5 protein-coding genes are annotated in these 17222 nt (G+C 73.4%); 3 read left to right on the plus strand and 2 right to left on the minus strand.

Annotation, left to right across the window (positions count from 1 at the left end; genetic code table 11):
- The first annotated feature begins 118 nt into the window (after positions 1-118).
- On the plus strand, positions 119-5902 hold the full coding sequence (locus H4O22_RS01510; RefSeq protein WP_182525362.1) for a family 78 glycoside hydrolase catalytic domain: 5784 nt from the start codon (positions 119-121) through the stop codon (positions 5900-5902).
- A gap of 90 nt (positions 5903-5992) precedes the next feature.
- Here H4O22_RS01510 and H4O22_RS01515 read toward each other — a convergent pair whose 3' ends face one another.
- Together H4O22_RS01515 and H4O22_RS01520 are read right to left on the minus strand one after the other, a co-directional pair.
- On the minus strand, positions 5993-6832 hold the full coding sequence (locus H4O22_RS01515) for a PfkB family carbohydrate kinase (protein WP_182525363.1): 840 nt from the start codon (positions 6830-6832) through the stop codon (positions 5993-5995).
- A 28-nt stretch (positions 6833-6860) separates the two neighbouring features.
- A complete protein-coding gene (locus H4O22_RS01520) occupies positions 6861-11507 on the minus strand; it encodes a family 43 glycosylhydrolase (RefSeq protein ID WP_182525364.1) in 4647 nt (1548 codons plus the stop codon).
- A gap of 184 nt (positions 11508-11691) precedes the next feature.
- Here H4O22_RS01520 and H4O22_RS01525 point away from each other — a divergent pair, with 184 nt between their 5' ends.
- Both H4O22_RS01525 and H4O22_RS01530 read left to right on the plus strand, forming a co-directional pair.
- Positions 11692-12432 carry an SDR family oxidoreductase gene (locus H4O22_RS01525; RefSeq protein ID WP_182525365.1) on the plus strand — a complete coding sequence of 247 codons (741 nt, stop codon included), beginning with the start codon at positions 11692-11694 and terminating at the stop codon, positions 12430-12432.
- 155 nt (positions 12433-12587) lie between these two features.
- Positions 12588-17201 carry an alpha-L-arabinofuranosidase C-terminal domain-containing protein gene (locus H4O22_RS01530; protein WP_182525366.1) on the plus strand — a complete coding sequence of 1538 codons (4614 nt, stop codon included), beginning with the start codon at positions 12588-12590 and terminating at the stop codon, positions 17199-17201.
- Positions 17202-17222 lie beyond the last annotated feature (21 nt).

Raw genomic sequence — 17222 nt, forward strand, 5'->3', positions numbered from 1 at the left:
ACTGTGAAACGGTTCACAGTGGAGGGTGGTGTCCCGCGCGACGCGCCGGCGCCCCTCCGTTGCCGACACTGGCTTGAGCGGATGGGAAGACGCAGTGACTGGAGTTCTGAGGGACGGGTTGCGACGGAGCACCTCGACGCTGGCGGTGCTGGCCCTGATGGGCGGCCTCGCCACCGCGGTGCCGCCGTCCGCGGGCGCGGCGAGCCCCGCCGCGACCGCCGCGAGCGCTGCCGCTGAGGCCGCCGAGGTGCAGGTCTCCGGCCTGACCACCAACGGCCGCACCGACCCGCTGGGCATCCCCGGCGCGACCCCGAGCCTGGGCTGGAAGGCCACCTCGACCGCGCGCGGCGTCGAGCAGAGCGCCTACCAGGTCCGGGTCGCCTCCGACGAGGACGCGCTGGCCGAGGCCGACGTCTGGGACAGCGGCAAGGTCGCCTCGTCCCGCCAGGTCGACGTCGCGTACGGCGGGCCCGCGCTGACCTCGCAGACCCGCTACATCTGGCAGGTCCGCACCTGGGACGGCTCGGACACCGAGTCCGCGTGGAGCGAGCCCGCGTCCTTCGAGACCGGCATGCTCGACGCCTCCGACTGGGACTCGGCGCAGTGGGTCGGGGGAGCGACCGGCGACGAGCTGGCCCGCTGGACCGACTACACCGCCACCTTCGACTTCCGCATCGACAACCTGGTCTTCGGCACCTACGTCCGCGCCGCGGACCTCAACAACGGCTACATGTGGCAGCTCAACGTGGCCAACGGGACGCCGCGCTTCCGTCCGCACAAGAAGACCAACGGCGGCTACGCGCTGATGGCCGAGAAGGACATCTCCTCGACGATCTCGGCGGCCGACCTGAGGACCGGCTTCCACACGATGGAGGTGACCTTCGACGGGAACCTCATCGTCACCACGCTCGACGGCAAGGAGATCGACCGCCGGACCGACAGCTCCTTCCGGCGCGGCTTCGTCGGCTTCCGCACCGACACCGCGACCGAGGGCGCCGAGGCGCAGACCGTCCGCGACGTGCGCGTGGTCGCCAAGACCGGCGAGGTCCTCCTCGACACCGACTTCGCCTCCGGCGAGAACCCCTTCACCGGCGGGACGCTGACCCCGGAGGGCTACGCCCAGTCGGGCCGCGCCGACACCCTCTGGCGCGTGCCGGAGGACAACCTGCCGCTGCTGCGCACCGAGTTCGCCACCGAGTCGGGCAAGACGGTCGAGCGGGCCCGCGTGTACGCCACCTCCCGGGGCATCTACGAGCTCAACCTCAACGGCGAGAAGGTCGGCGACCAGTTCCTCGCCCCCGGCTGGACCGACTACACCAAGCGGTTCCAGCACCAGACCTACGACGTGACCGAACAGGTCCGCGGTGGCGCGAACTCCTTCGGCGCCGAGCTGGCCGACGGTTGGTGGTCCGGCCGCCTCGCGCACCTGGGCCGCCGCCTCTACGGCTCCGAGCTCTCCCTCCTGGCCCGCCTCCGGGTGGACTACACCGACGGCACCAGCCAGTGGGTCGACACGAACAGCGGCTGGACCACCGCCTCGGGTCCCTACACCTTCACCGACAACATCGACGGCGAGTCGTACGACGCCCGCCAGGAGCGTGCCGGCTGGGACCAGCCGGGCTACGACGCCACGGGCTGGGGACCGGTGGTGGTCCGCACCAAGCCGGCGGGCGCGGTCCTGCCGCAGCCCGACGAGCCGGTGCGGGTGCTCGAGGAGCTCCCGGCCGTCGAGAGGACCGAGGCGCCGGCCGGCAGGTTCATCTACGACGTCGGGCAGAACATGGTCGGCGTCGCCCGGATGAGGATCCAGGGCCAGGCCGGCAAGACGGTCACCATCCGGTACGCCGAGGAGCTCAACCCCGACGGCAGCATGTACACCGCCAACCTGCGCAGCGCGAAGGTGACCGACCACTACACGTTCGCCGAGGACGGCACGGTCACCTACGAGCCGAAGTTCACCCAGCACGGGTTCCGCTACATCGAGATCTCGGGTGCGGCCACGCCCCCCGCGGTCGCGGACGTGACCGGCGTGGTCTGGGGCTCGGACCTGCCCGACACCGGCGACCTCGAGACGTCCGACCCCATGCTCAACCAGCTGGTCAGCAACATCTCGTGGGGTCAGCGGGGCAACTTCCTCTCCGTCCCGACCGACACCCCCGCCCGTGACGAGCGGATGGGCTGGACCGGCGACATCAACGTCTTCGCCCCCACCGCGAGCTACCTCACCGACACCCGGGCGTTCCTCACCAAGTGGATGGTCGACCTGCGCGACTCCGCGCGGCCGAACGGCGACCTGCCCGGCGTCGCGCCGGAGCTGCCCACCATGCCGCTCGGCGGCGGCGTCGGCTGGTCCGACGCCATGATCACCGTCCCCTACGCGGTCTGGCGCGCCCACGGCGACGCCTCCATCGTGCGGGAGAACTACGCCGCCATGGCGAAGTACTTCGACTTCGTCGAGGCCGGTGCGGGCGCGGACCTGATCGACTCGGCCCGCGGCAGCTACAACGACTGGCTCAACCTCGACGACCCGACCCCGTGCGAGGTGCTGTGCACGGCGTACTTCGCCGAGGACGCCCGGATGATGGCGGAGATGGCGGAGGAGCTCGGCAAGGACGCCGAGGCAGCGGAGTACGCCGCGCTGTCCACCCGGATCCGCGCCACCTTCACCGACCAGCTGATCAGCGCCGACGGCACCGTCCGCGGCGACAGCCAGGCGGGCTACGCGATGGCGCTCGGCATGGACCTGGTCGACGACCCGGCGCTGCGCACCCGCGTGGCGGAGAAGTTCGTCGCCAAGCTCGCCCGCAGCGGCTACCACCTGAGCACCGGCTTCCTCGGCACGCCGTGGCTGCTGCCGGCGCTGAGCAGCATCGGCCGCGACGACCTCGCGTACACGATGCTGATGCACAAGGACTACCCGTCCTGGGGCTACGAGGTCGAGATGGGCGCCACCACCATGTGGGAGCGCTGGAACTCGATCATGCCCGACGGCTCGTTCGGGCCGGTGGAGATGAACTCCTTCAACCACTACGCCTACGGCGCGGTCGGCGACTGGATGTACCAGAACATCGGTGGCATCCGGGCGCTGGAGCCCGGCTACAAGAAGACCCAGGTGGCTCCGGTCATCGGCGGCGGGCTCACCCACGGCGGGGGCGACTACGACTCCGTCTACGGGCCGATCCGCACCGACTGGGAGCTCGCCGGCGACGACGTGGCGCTGACGGTCGAGGTCCCCGTCAACACGACGGCCGAGGTCGTCCTCCCCGCGGAGAACGCCTACGCGGTCACGGAGAGCGGTGAGCTGCTCGACGACGTCGACGGCGTCACCGGCACGACCGACGACGGCGACACGGTCACCGTCACGGTCGGCTCCGGCAGCTACGACTTCGAGGTCTCGGCGGGCAGCGGCCTGCTCGGCTCGGTCCTCGAGGACCTCGAGGCGCTCCGGACGCACGTCGCCGACCTCGCCGACGAGGGCGACCTCGCGGCGGCGGACCGCACGCACCTCGACGAGGGCGTGGAGGCGGTCACGGGCGACGTGCGCGACGCCCTGCTCGCCGGCCTCGAGGAGGACGGGGCCACCGTCACCACGAAGCTGGAGTCGGCGCTCGCCGAGCTGCGGACCCTGCGGACCTGGCTGGCCGGATCCGGCGTCGCCGCCCCCGTGCGGGCCGACCTGGACGGCCGGATGGCCGCGATCGAGGCCGCGCTGGTCCGGGGCGTCACCACGTCGATGGGGGTCACCGTGACCCTGCCGCCGGTGGCCGGCGCGGTGCTGCCCGGCAGCGCCGTCCAGGGCACCATCGAGGTGACCAACGACGGCACCACGGACCTCACCGCGCTCCGCGGCGAGGTCGCGGTGCGAGGACTGGGGGAGGCCGCCGTCGAGCTGGCGCGGGTGCCGGCCGGCGAGTCGGTGCAGCTGCCCGTCGCGATCGAGGTCCCGGCGCGCCAGGACCCCCAGGCGTACGACGCCGTCCTGTCGCTGACCTACACCTCGGGCGAGGACACCTTCACGGTGACCGACACCACGACCGACTGGGTCACGGTCACCTCCGGGCTGGAGATCGGTGACCTGGCCGTCGCCATCGACGGGGCCGACCGCAGCGAGCACGCGACGGTCACCGTCCCGGTGGCCAACACCGGCACGGCCGACGTCCGGGCCCGCGTGGTGCTGACCGTCCCGGACGGCTTCGGCTCGGTGCCCTCGGCGGAGGTGCTCGTCCCCGCCGGTGGCGAGAGCGCGGTCGAGGTGCCGGTGGTGCTCCCGCTGGACCTGGTCGGCGGTGCCGTCCCCGTGACGGTGGACGTGCGCCGGGCCGGCGCGAGCCTGGTCTCGGCCGAGACCACGGCGACGTTCGACCTGCCCCGTCCGCCGACCGCCTACGTCGACCACGTCGACTTCGGGGCCCCGGCCTCGGAGAACGCGCACGGCATCCAGGCCTCGCCCACCAGCGGCACGAACGTCGAGGCCGGCCTCACGCGGCGCTATGCCAATGCGGGCACGCCCGGCGCGTGGTACTCCGTGACGGTCGACGTCCCTGCGGGGGAGCCGTTCCTGCTCCGCGGCGTCGAGACCTACGGAGGGCCGACGCCCAAGAAGTACCACGTCTACGTCGACGACGTGCTGGTCAAGACCCAGCTGGTGCCGCGCACCGAGAGCGGCCCGGGCATCAAGGTCTACGACGCGCTCCTCTCCGGCCCCGCGGTCGAGGAGAACGACGGCAACGTCCGGATCAAGTTCGAGTACCCCCGCGACGCCGCCGGCTTCCACGACCCCTCGATCGCGGACCTGTGGGTGCTCAAGGTGCCCGCGGACACGCAGGCGCCGGACGTCTCGGCGTCGGTCGTGAGCGGCACGGTCGGCGACGCCGGCTGGTACCGCTCGGACGTGGGCGTCGAGGTGAGCGCGGTCGACAACCGGGACGCCACGCCGACCGTGGAGACGGGCGCCGGCGGCGGGTGGACGCCGTACGCCGGGCCGCTCGCGGTCACCGGTGACGGCGAGCACGAGGTGACCTACCGGGCCACCGACGACGCCGGCAACGCCTCCGCGGTCCGGACCGCGACCGTGGCCATCGACGCCACGGCGCCGCAGACCACGATGGCGGCGACCCGGGGAGCGGGTGTCGAGGGAGCGGACTCCGCCACCGTGACGTTCGCCGCCACGGACGCCACCAGCGGCGTGGCCTCGACGGTCTACCGGGTCGACGGGGGCGAGTGGGCCGCCGTCGGCGACGAGCCGGTGCGGGTCGAGGGATTCGGCGAGCACGTCGTCGACTTCGCCTCCACCGACGTCGCGGGCAACCCCGAGCCGGTGCGGACGCAGACGGTCAGCCTGGCCGACGTCGACGCCGTCGCCGCACTGGTCGTGCCCCAGGTCACCGGGGCGGCCAGGCTCGGGTTGACCCTGACCGCCACGCCGGGGTCCTGGAACACCAAGGGCCTGAGCTTCGACTACCAGTGGCTGCGCGGCGGCTCGCCGGTGCGCGGCGCGACGGGCTCGACCTACCGGCTCTCGGCCGCCGACCTCGGGAAGCGGCTGTCGGTGCGGGTCACCGCGGCCAAGCCTGGCAAGGAGCCCGGGGTGGCCACGTCGACGGCCACCGCGCCGGTCGCCAAGGCGACCTCGCGCACGAAGCTCACGGTGAACCGCAGCAAGGTCGCCTCGGGCAAGCCGGTCAAGGTCACGGTGCGGGTCGCCTCGCAGGCGCAGGCCACCGGCAAGGTCGCGGTGCGGGTCGACGGCAAGGTGGTGGGCAAGGCCAAGGTCCGCAAGGGCAAGGCCGTGATCACGATCAAGGTCCGCGCGACCGGACGTCACAAGGTGACCGCGACGTACCTCGGCTCGCGGAAGGTGGCGCGGTCCACCTCGGCGCCGCGCACGATCCGGGTCCGGTGACTGACCTGACCTGAGCACTAGGTCGACCGAACAACGCCGAGTCGGCGCTTGTGTCCGCGGACACAAGCGCCGACTCGGCGTTCCGGGGGGTCAGGCGCGGGCGCCCCGGTGCTGGACCGAGCGGGCCGCCGCCGCGACGGCCGCCTCCAGGGCCTCGTCCAGGGAGCGGCCGCCGGCGAGCGCCGCGGCGAGGGTGCCGGCGAGGACGTCGCCGGCACCGGTGGTGTCCACGGCCGTCACCGTGGGCGCCGGCAGCCGCCGGGTGCCGGCGGCGTCGGCCACCTCGACCCCCGCGGCGCCGAGCGTGAGCACCACCGACCGGGCCCCCGTCCGCTCCCGGACCCGGGCGGCGTCGGGTACGCCGGCCAGGTCCGCCGCCTCCTCCTCGTTGACCACGAGCGGGTCGGCGAGGGCCAGCACGTCCGCCGGGAGCTCGACCACCGGCGCCGGGCTCAGCACCAGCCTGGCATCGTCCGCCGTCACCCGGGCGGCCGCGACCACCGGTCCGGGCCCGACCTCGGTCTGTGCGAGGACGACCCTGGCGCCCCGGCACGCCGCCGCCACCTGCGCGTCCGTGAGCGTGGCGTTCGCGCCGGCGCCCACGGCGATCGAGTTCTCCCCGTCGGGCGTCACGACGATCAGCGCCGAGCCGGTCGCGGCGTCCGCACGCACGGCCACCCCGGCGACGTCGACCCCGGCCTGCCGCAGCTGCTCGACCTGGTCGCGGCCCGCGGCGTCCGCGCCGACGGCGCCGCACAGGGCGACCCGGACACCGCCGGCCCGGGCCGCGGCCACCGCCATGTTGGCGCCTTTGCCGCCCGCGCTGACCGCCGGGCCGTCGCCGACGACGGTCTCGCCTGCGCGAGGGCGCCGGTCGACCCGCACGGTGATGTCCTGATTGATCCCGCCCACCACGACCACGCCCGTCATGGGGAGATCGTCGCAGTGCGGGCCCGGGTCAGCGCCGGACCCTCACCACCGTCGTCGCGCTGTCCGCGGTGACGAGGGCCGAGCCGAGGTAGCGCACCGTGACGGTGTGTCGACCAGGCCCCAGTCGCAGGGCCACCACGGTCCGCCGGCCGGCGTCGCGCACGGTCCGCACCACCGTCCCGTCGACGCTGACCGTGACGGTCCCCCAGGCGGGCACCGACGAGGGGGAGGCGGTGAGCCTGACGACCGCCCTCGCCCCGGCGCCGGCCCGCGGCTCCCTGGGCGTGACCTTCAGCGTGACCGACCCGGTCGCCCTGCGGACCCGCGCGGTCCGTGCCGACACGGCGGTGCCCGGTGTGGCGCCCTCGGCGGTCGCGGTCACCCGGACGGCGATCCGCGCGCCGACGTCCGCGGCGCCGAGCCGGTAGCGCCGGCCGGTCGCCCCGGGGACGACGTCGCCGTCGCGCAGCCACTGGTAGCCGACGGTGACGTCGTCGCGGTCCCAGGTGCCGGCCGTCGCGGTCAGCCGGTGGCCGACCACGGCGGTCCCGGTCACCCGGGGGCGGGAGGTGGCGACCGGGGCGGGGTCCTCGGGGACCGCGAGCGGGTCGACGGACTCGAGCGTGGGCACGACCTTCTGGATCAGCCCGTCGGGTCCGTGCACGAGCCGGTCGATGGTGGTCTCCCGGTGCGTGCCGTCGCCGCCGGGGATCGCGAACCGGTGGTAGGCGATGTACCACTCGTCGGTGCCGGGGACCTGCACGACCGAGCTGTGCCCGGTCCCGAGGATGCCCTGGCTGGCGTCCTTCTCGAGGATCACGCCGCGGTAGGTCCACGGGCCGTCGACGCTCTCGGAGGTCGCGTAGCCGACCCGGTAGTTCGGAGATCCGGTGTCGTCGATCGAGTACGTCAGGTGGTAGAGCCCGTCCCGGTGGTGGACGAAGGTGCCCTCGCGGTAGCTCGTGAGCCCCTCGATCCGCTTGATGGTCCCGGGCACCAGCGACGTCATGTCGTCGGCGAGCTCGGCGTACACCGGCGAGCCGTTGCCCCAGAACAGGTAGTGCTTGCCGGTCGCGGGGTCGCGGAACGCCGCCGGGTCGATCGCCTGGCCCGACGTCACCGCCTCGTCGTTCAGGATCATCGCCTCGGGCTCCGCCGTGAACGGCCCCTCGGGACGGTCGGCCACCGCGACCCCGATGGTCTTGCGGTCGTACGTCGGGTGGTGGCCGGAGAAGTAGAAGTAGTACTTCCCGTCCCGCTCGATGATCGTCGGCGCCCAGGCGTTCCCGCTGGCCCACGGCACGTCCCCGGCCTCGCCGTCGAGGGTGAGGATCGGCTCCGCGGAGCGCTCCCAGTCGACCAGGTTCCTCGAGGTCCAGACGTAGAAGTCCTTGCCGCCCCAGCCGGGGGTGCCGTCGGTGGTCGCGTAGAGGTAGTAGGTGTCGCCGAACACCGCGATGTTCGGGTCGGCGTACAGCCCGGGCAGCACCGGAGAGCGCATCTCGACCGCGCGCACGGTCCAGGTGCGGCTCTGGGTGCCGTTCGTGACCGTGACGGTGACCGGCGTGGAGTAGTCGGCCGGGCCGGCGGGCGTCACGGTCGCGCCCGCGGGCACGACGTACGTCGGGTCCAGCGTGGTCAGGTCGGTGCCCGGCCGGACCGGCAGGGTGATGGTGCCCGCGGCGCCGTCGATCATCGCCGGCACCTTGAGCGCGTCCAGCGTCACGTCGATGACGTCGGTCGGCGCCGCGGCCAGCTCGGCGACCTCCGCGGGGGAGAGGGCCCGGGAGTAGAGCCGGAAGTCGCGCACCCGGCCGCGCAGCCGGTTGTCGGCCTCGTAGGCGGAGCGACCGATGTAGTTGGCGGTCGTGACCCCGTCGCCGATGTCGCCCGGCTCCAGGCTGACGTCGGCGTTCCGGGCGACCTGCCGGCCGTCGAGGTAGAGGGTGGAGACCCCGTCGCCCAGCGTGTAGGTCAGCGTCTTCCAGGCGCCGCGCGGCAGCGCGGAGCCGGAGGTCATGCCCTGCTCGGTGGTCCAGCTGCCCGAGGCGATCGCGGCCCGGTAGGTGCTGTTGCCGGTGGCGAACAGGTAGCCGTTGCCGGCGCCGTCGGTCCCGGTGTTGCCGAGGTTCCAGACGAAGTAGTTGCCGGCCTGGGCGCTGTCGACCCAGACCCGGGTGGAGACGGTGATCTCCTCCAGCCCGGCCATCATGTTGTCGGGCAGCTCGACGTGCCCGGTGCTGCCGCCGAGGTTCAACGCCCCGTCGGCGAACGTCGCGTCGCCGGTGACCGTCCCGTCGTACCCGTGGCCGCTGACGTCCTCCGCGTCCTGGGTCAGCGGGTAGTGCGCGACCAGCCCGTCCTCGTCGCTCTGGACCGGCGGCGGCGGTGCGGGCAGGTCCGCGCGCAGCGCGTCCAGCTCGGCCTGGGTCACCGGGATGACCGTGCCGTGGCGCGGGCTCGCGGGCAGCTTGTACGCCGGGGGCACCTGCCAGTCGGGGTTCTCCAGGTCGTTCGTGGTCAGCGGGATGTAGCCGCGGCCGCCGTACTCGTCGACGAAGAGGTAGTACTGCCCGCCGGAGGTGTCGCCGGGGTTGCGCTCGAAGACCGTCGGGCCCTCCACCGCGGAGGTGCCGGCGTCGCGGCCGATGCAGCCGTCCTGGAAGGCCCACGCCTTGCTGCCGACCAGGTCGGGCTCGGTGAGGCTGTCGTTCTTCTCCTGGATGATGTCGGAGCAGCCGGTGCTGCCCGCGCCCTCGTCCTTGGTGAACCGGTAGTAGGTCTCGCCCTCCTTGATCACCGTGGAGTCGATGCGGGAGGTGCCGATGTCCTGCCAGACCTTCGCCTCGCTGAAGGTCACGAAGTCGCGCGTGGTGGCGTAGAGCATCCGGTTGTAGGTGTTGCCGGTGTGCCCCGGGTCGTCCTCGGCGTAGAGCTTGGCGGCCCAGAACACGACGTACTGCTGCAGGTCCTCGTCCCAGTACGCCTCGGGCGCCCAGGTGTTGCCGGCCGTGGGCGGGGAGACCAGCACGTGCCGCTGCTCGGACCAGTTCTTCAGGTCCGTGGACTCCCAGATCTCGAGGTGGCGACTGCCCTGGCGCTGCGCCCGGTCCCAGTCGCCGTTGCGGCCGATCGAGAGGTCGGTGGCGATCAGGAAGAACCGGTCGCCCTCGGGGGAGCGGATGAGGAACGGGTCGCGCAGGCCGAGCTCGCCGTACGTCGACTCGAGCACCGGCCGGCCGCCGTTCAGCTCGTCCCAGCGCAGCGCGTCGTTGCCCCGGCTGGCGGCGAAGTAGATCTTCTCGCCGGCGATCGAGTTGCCGGTGAAGTAGCTGAACGCGTAGCCGGCGTACGGCGCAGGCGCGGGCAGCTGCCGCACCGTCAGCGCGACCGCGCGGGTGGCGGTGGCCGACCCGACCGTGACCGTGGCGGTGAGCGTGACCGCCGCGTCGCCGGCACCGGGTGCGGGACGCGTCACGAGGCCGTCGGGGGCGACGACCTCGGGGGCCGAGGAGGCCCAGGTGACGCTGGCGCCGTGCCGGCCGGTGGTCGGCAGCGTCAGGTGCCCCCGGACGTCGTCGGGGTGCACGAGCGAGAGCGCGGCCGCGGCGGCGTCCGCCTTCGCCTGGTCGTCCTCGTCCGGGACGACGGTGGCCTCGAAGGCCCGGGTGGCCGACTCGGCGCCGCGGCTGATCGTGCCGGTCAGCGTCACGACGGCCGGCGCCTCGCCGGGGGCGGGCCGGGTGACCGCGCCGGTGGCGGACACGTGCGCCGGGTCGCTGGAGGACCACGAGACGGCCGAGCCGAAGGGCCCGGTGGAGGGCAGGGCGAGGTCGTCGGTGACGGCCGAGAGGTCGCCGAGGTCGAGGGCCTCCCGGTCGGCGGCGACCCGGCCCGCGTCGGTGAGGGCGATCTCGGCGACCTCGGCGGCGCTGAGGGCCCGGTCGTAGACCCGGAAGTCCTTGACCTTGCCGTGCAGGGTGGCATCGGCGGCGTAGCTGGACTCGCCGAGGACGTTGTGGGTCGTCGTGCCTCCGCCGACGGCGCTCGGGAGCACCGTCACGGCGGTGTTCTGCGCGACCTGCACGCCGTCCTCGTAGAGGGTGCCGGTGGTGCCGGTCTGCGTGTAGGTGACGGTCTTCCACACGCCGCGGGCCAGGGCACGGGCCGGGGTCGGTGCGGTGTTCTTCTCGTTGTTCCACCACTGGTCGGTGATCGCGGCCCGGAGGTTGTTGCCGGTGGCCATCAGGTAGCCGGTGCCGGAGGCCGGGCTGCCGACCGCCGGGTTGCCGAGGCCCCAGATGAAGTAGCTCCCGGACTGGCTCGGCTCGACGTACACGTCGGTCGAGACCGTGATGGACGACAGCCCCCGCATCAGGTCGTTCGGCAGCCGCACGTGGTCGTCGACCCCGTCGAGCGCCAGCCCTTGGTCGGTCCAGGTGCCGCCGCCGACCACGGTGCCGTCACGCCCGTGGCCGGAGGCGTCGGTGACGACGGTGCCGGAGGCCTGGTCGAGCTCGTAGTGCAGCAGCAGCCCGTCGGTCGGCGGTGCGGGAGCGGCGGCGGCCGCCGCCGCGGGCGTGCCGAGCAGCAGGCCGCCGGCGAGCGCCAGCGCCACGGCGGAGGCCAGGCCACGGAGGCCGCGCAGGGGGGACAGGGGCGGGGCAGCGGACATGCGCGCGTCTCCGGTTCGGTTGTTAGCGCTCACAGTCTCGCCATGTGACCACGGTCACACGGCCTCGTCAACCCCGGGGGCGCCGCGGGCCGGGACTCGTGTGAACGCTCACAGTGGGTACCTCTCGGCGCCACAGAGCGGGGATCCACGTCGGATCGCCCGTCCGCCACCCCTGGAGGAACCGATGTCCTACACCCCGACCCGCTCGCTCGAGGGCACCGTCGCCGTCATCACCGGAGCCAGCGCGGGCATCGGGGAGGCGATCGCGCACAGCCTGGTCTCGGCCGGCGTCCGCGTCGTCCTGGGCGCCCGGCGCCAGGAGCGGCTCGACGCGCTGGTCGAGGCGCTCGGCGAGGAGAACGCCGTCGCCGTGGCCGGCGACGTGCGCGACCCGGCGTACAACGACGCGCTGGTCGGCACGGGCGTGGAGAGGTGGGGCCGGGTCGACACCGTGGTGGCCAACGCCGGGCTCGGCGCGTACGGCGGGATCCTCGACCTCGACGACGACCAGGTCCGCGACATGATCGACACCAACTACACCGGGACCGTCTGGACCGCCCGGTCGGCCGTCCGCCGGTTCCGCGAGCAGGGCGGCGGGGGCGACCTGGTCATCCTCAGCTCGGTGGCCGGCTTCCGGGGCGACGCCAACGAGGCGGTGTACGCCGGCACGAAGTTCGCCCAGGTCGGTCTGGCCGGGGCGCTCGACCGCGAGCTCCGGGCCGAGGGGGTGCGGGTCACGCTGATCTGCCCCGCCGGGACGGCGACCGAGTTCGCGATCGGTCACGGCCGCACCGCCGGGTCCGCGGACCTCGACGACTACCTGCGCCCCGAGGACGTCGCCCACGCCACCCGGGTGGTCCTCGAGCAGCCCCGCTCGGTGCGCACCACGGTGTGGCAGCTCTGGAGTGCGGCCCAGCAGGCCTGAGGTTCGGGAGCGCCGGAGGGGTGAAAGGTCCGCGGACCTCTTGACGCCGGGCATGTTAGCGCTAACACTCTGGCATGTGTCGACGGTCACACTCGGCGCGGGCGGCCGGGGGGCGCCGCGCCCTCGGACGACGACGGAAGCACGAGGAACCAGCCATGACCTTCGGGCGACGCACGACCGCAGCCCTCACCGCGGTGATGACCCTGCTGGGCGCGGGAGTGGTGGTGGTCGCGACCACCGTGGCACCCGCTGCCGCGGCGGCGGAGCCGGTCACCTGGACCGACACCTTCGACGGCGCCGAGCTCGACGCGCGGTGGGAGGTGGTCAACCCCGAGCCGAGCGCGCTGTCGGTCGCGGGCGGCTCGCTGCGCCTCGAGGGCCAGCTCGGTGACACCTACCAGACCACCAACACCGCCAGGAACGTCGTGATGCTCGACGTCCCCGCCGGCGACTTCACCGCCACCGCGGACGTCTCGGCCGCGGTCGCGAAGGTCTACCAGGGTGCCGGCCTGATCGCCTGGCAGGACATGGACAACTACGTCCGCTCCGGCCTGACGTACGTCGGGACGCTCGCCCCGTCGGGCGTCGCGATCGAGAACGACGTCGAGTCCGGCGGGGTGTTCTCGGCCGTCTCGTTCACCGACCGCCCGGGCTCGAGCGCCGAGCGCATCCGGCTCCAGCGCACCGGCGACACCATCACCACCAGCTACTGGACCGGCGCCGCCTGGGCCACCGCCGGGTCCACCGAGGTCGCGTTCGACACCACCCAGGTGGGCCTCTACGCCCTCGCCGCGCAGGACGGCAGCACGCTGCCGGCGGCCTTCGACAGCTTCACCATCGAGCACCAGGCCGGGGCGGACGTCGTGCCGTCCGGCAGCTTCGTGCTCCAGGCCGACGGCGACGCGCCGTACCTCGTCGACGACGAGGGCGCGCTCGAGCTGAGCGCCGACCAGCCCACCGCCAGCCTCCGGCTCCGGGCGACCGCCCTCGGGGACGGCGCGGTCGCGCTGTCCAGCGACGGCAGGCCGGTCGTCCTGACCGGTGGTGCGCTGCGGCTCGGCAGCGGCGCCGACCAGCCCACCCCGATGCGGATCACCGACGCCGGCGGCGGCAACGTCGTGCTGCGCACCGACGGCGACCCCACGGCGTACGTCGTGGTCGGCGCGGGCGGCGCTCTCGTCACCGGCGCCGAGGCGGACGCCGTCCGCTTCGCGCTCGCCGAGGTCGACGACAGCACCGCGACGATGACCATCGACGGCGACGGCCTGGGGGCCGAGATCAGCGACACGATGTTCGGCATCTTCTACGAGGACATCAACTGGGCGGCCGACGGCGGCCTGTACGCCGAGCTGGTCCGCAACCGCTCCTTCGAGTTCGACGCCACCGACGCCGCCGGCTGGACCGGCCTGACCGGCTGGCAGGTGCTCGACCGCAGCGCCGCCGGCACCACCGCCCAGGTGGTGGACGACGACGGGCGCCTCAACGCGATGAACCGCCACTACCTGCGGCTCACCGCGGCGGCGGCCGGCGACGGCGTCCGCAACCTCGGCTTCGACGGCGTCGCCCTCGAGCAGGGCGAGCAGTACGACGCCTACGTCTGGGCCCGGTCCACCACCGCGCAGTCGCTGACCGTCCGCGTGGAGGACGAGGCCGGCACCGGCGTGCTCGCCACCGGCACCGTCGCCCTCGACGGCAGCGACCAGTGGAAGAAGCTCCCGGTGACGCTGACCGCCACCGGCACCACCAACGCCGGGCGGGTCGCGGTGCTCGCCGGAGCCCCCTCGACCGTCGCGCTCGACATGGTCTCGGTGCTGCCCCGCGACACCTGGGTCGGTCCGGTCAACGGCCGCTCGACGCTGCGCAAGGACCTCGTGGAGAAGGTCGACGCGATGAACCCGACGTTCCTGCGCTTCCCCGGCGGCTGCGTCACCAACGTCGGCACCTTCCGCACCTACGAGGAGAGCGGCTACACCGACCGCCAGCGGACCTACCAGTGGAAGGAGACCATCGGCCCGGTCGAGGAGCGCCCGACCAACAAGAACTTCTGGGGCTACAACCAGACCTACGGCCTGGGCTACCTGGAGTACTTCGAGCTCGCCGAGGACCTCGGCGCCGAGCCGCTCCCGGTCGTGTCCGTCGGGGCCAACGGCTGCGGCAGCACGATCCCCGAGATGACGGACCCCGCGCTGATCCAGCGGTGGGTCGACGACACCGTGGACCTCATCGAGTTCGCCAACGGCGACGTCACCACCGAGTGGGGCGCCAGGCGGGCCGCGCTCGGCCACCCCGAGCCGTTCGGGCTGGACATGATCGGGCTGGGCAACGAGGAGAACACCACGACGTTCGAGGCCAACTTCCCGGCCTTCCGCGACGCCATCGCGGCGAGGTACCCGGACATCGCGATCATCTCCAACTCCGGCCCCGACGACGCCGGCGCCCGGTTCGACGCCCTGTGGGAGTTCAACCGCGAGCAGGACGTCGACCTGGTCGACGAGCACTACTACAACGACCCGGACTGGTTCCTGGCCAACAACCACCGCTACGACGACTACGACCGCGAGGGCCCGAAGGTCTTCCTCGGTGAGTACGCCTCGCGCGGCAACACCTGGTTCAACGCGCTGGCGGAGGCGTCGTACATGACCGGCCTGCAGCGCAACGCCGACATCGTGCGGCTGGCGTCGTACGCCCCGCTGCTCGCGAACGACGCCCACGTGCAGTGGAGCCCGGACGCGATCTGGTTCGACAACGACGAGTCGTGGGAGTCGCCCAACTGGGAGGTGCAGAAGCTCTTCGGCAACAACGTGGGCGACCAGGTCGTGCCGAGCACCTTCGACGGCGCGGTCAACGCCCCGGCCCCGATCGACGGCGGGATCTTCCTGTCCACCTGGGCGACCTCCGCGGCGTACGACGACGTCCGGGTGACCGAGAACGACAGCGGCGACGTGCTGTTCTCCGACGACTTCTCCAGCGCCGCGCAGTGGTCCCCGCAGGCCGGGAGCTGGGCGGTCGGCGGCGGTCGCTACGTGCAGTCCGCGACCGGCGTCAACGACGCCCGCAGCATCATCACCGACGCCTACGGCAAGGACTGGAGCAACTACACGCTCGAGCTGAAGGCGACCAAGCTCGCCGGCGCCGAGGGGTTCATGGTTGGGTTCGCGGCCGGCGGACCGAACGACTACTACTGGTGGAACATCGGCGGCTGGAACAACACCCGCTCGGTGCTCCAGCGCGCCAACGGTGGCGCCGCCAACGAGGTCGTGGCCCTGGAGGGCACCGGCGTCGAGACCGGGCAGACCTACGACGTCAAGGTCGTGGTCGACGGCACCACCATCGAGCTCTACCTCGACGGCGAGCTGCAGCTGACCTACGACCAGGCCGGCAGCAGCGAGCGGCTCTTCCAGGTCGTCACCCGGGACGAGGCCACCGGCGACGTGGTCGCCAAGGTCGTCAACACCACGACCTCGCCGGTCCGCACCGACGTCACCGTGAGCGACGTCGACGTGGAGCCCACCGCGACGGTGACGACCCTGGCGGCGGCGCCGTCGGCGATCAACACCAAGGCCGACCCGAACCGGGTGAAGCCCCGGACGCGCGAGGTCTCCGGCATCTCCGAGGACTTCACCTACGAGTTCCCGGCGTCGTCGGTCACCTTCCTGCGGCTGCACACCGCCGACGGGGTCGCCCCCGTCGTGTCCGAGCTGCGCGTCGAGGGCGAGTCGGCCCGCGGGTGGTACGCCGACCCGGCGACCGTCCGGGTCTCCGCGACCGACGACCGCACGGTGGACCACCTCGAGGTGCAGGTCGACGACGGCCCGTGGACCGAGATCGCCGGCGCCACCGGCACCGTCCGGGTCACCGGCGACGGGCTGCACACGGTCTCGGTGCGCGCGGTCGACGCCTCCGGCAACGTCGGGGAGGTCCGGCCGCTCGAGGTCGGCATCGACGCCACCGCCCCCGTCACCAGCGCGACGTACGACGCGGCGGCGCGGACGGTCACGCTGGCCGGCGCGGACTCCGGAGCCGGGCTCGGCAGGATCGAGTACCGCCTCGACGGCGGCGCGTGGACGACGTACGGCGGGCCGGTCGCCGTCGGCGACGGGGCCGTGACCCTCCAGCACCGGGGCGTCGACGCCCTCGGCAACACCGAGGAGCCGGGGGTCCTCGAGGTCCCGGCGGAGGGTGCGCAGCCCGTCGCCACGACCACCGCGGCCGTGGTCGCGAACGACCGGGTGGAGTTCGGGGGCACGGTGCGGCTGCGGGTCCGGGTCACCGGCGGCACGCCCACCGGCGCGGTCACCGTGCTCGCGGGCGACGACGTGCTCGCGTCGGGCACCCTCGCCGGAGGACGCGCCACGCTGCGGGTCCCGACCGCCGAGCTCGGCGCCGGACGCCACACCCTGACGGTCCGGTACGCCGGGGACGCGGCGCACGCCGCGTCCGAGGACGCCGTGGGGGTCCGCGTCCTGCGCGCCTCCTCGCGCACCGAGGTCACGGTGCGCGGCCGCACCACCACCCGCACGCAGGCGACGGTCCGGGTCCAGGTCGCCGCGGCGGTCGCCGCCGCCGGCACCGTCCGGGTGGTCGTCCGGTCGGGCGGCAGGGTCGTCGCCACCCGGACCGTCGCTCTCCGCCGCGACGGTGACGCCACGGCGACCCTGCCGCGGCTGCGCGCCGGCGGCTACCGCGTCACCGCGACGTACGCCGGCTCGGCCGACGTCGCGCCCTCGTCGGGCAGCACCGCCCTGCGGGTCACGAAGGCCGGCCGATGAGCCGCGCGAGCGAACGGAGCA

This window comes from Nocardioides dongkuii, from assembly GCF_014127485.1.
Classification (GTDB): Bacteria; Actinomycetota; Actinomycetes; order Propionibacteriales; family Nocardioidaceae; genus Nocardioides; species Nocardioides dongkuii.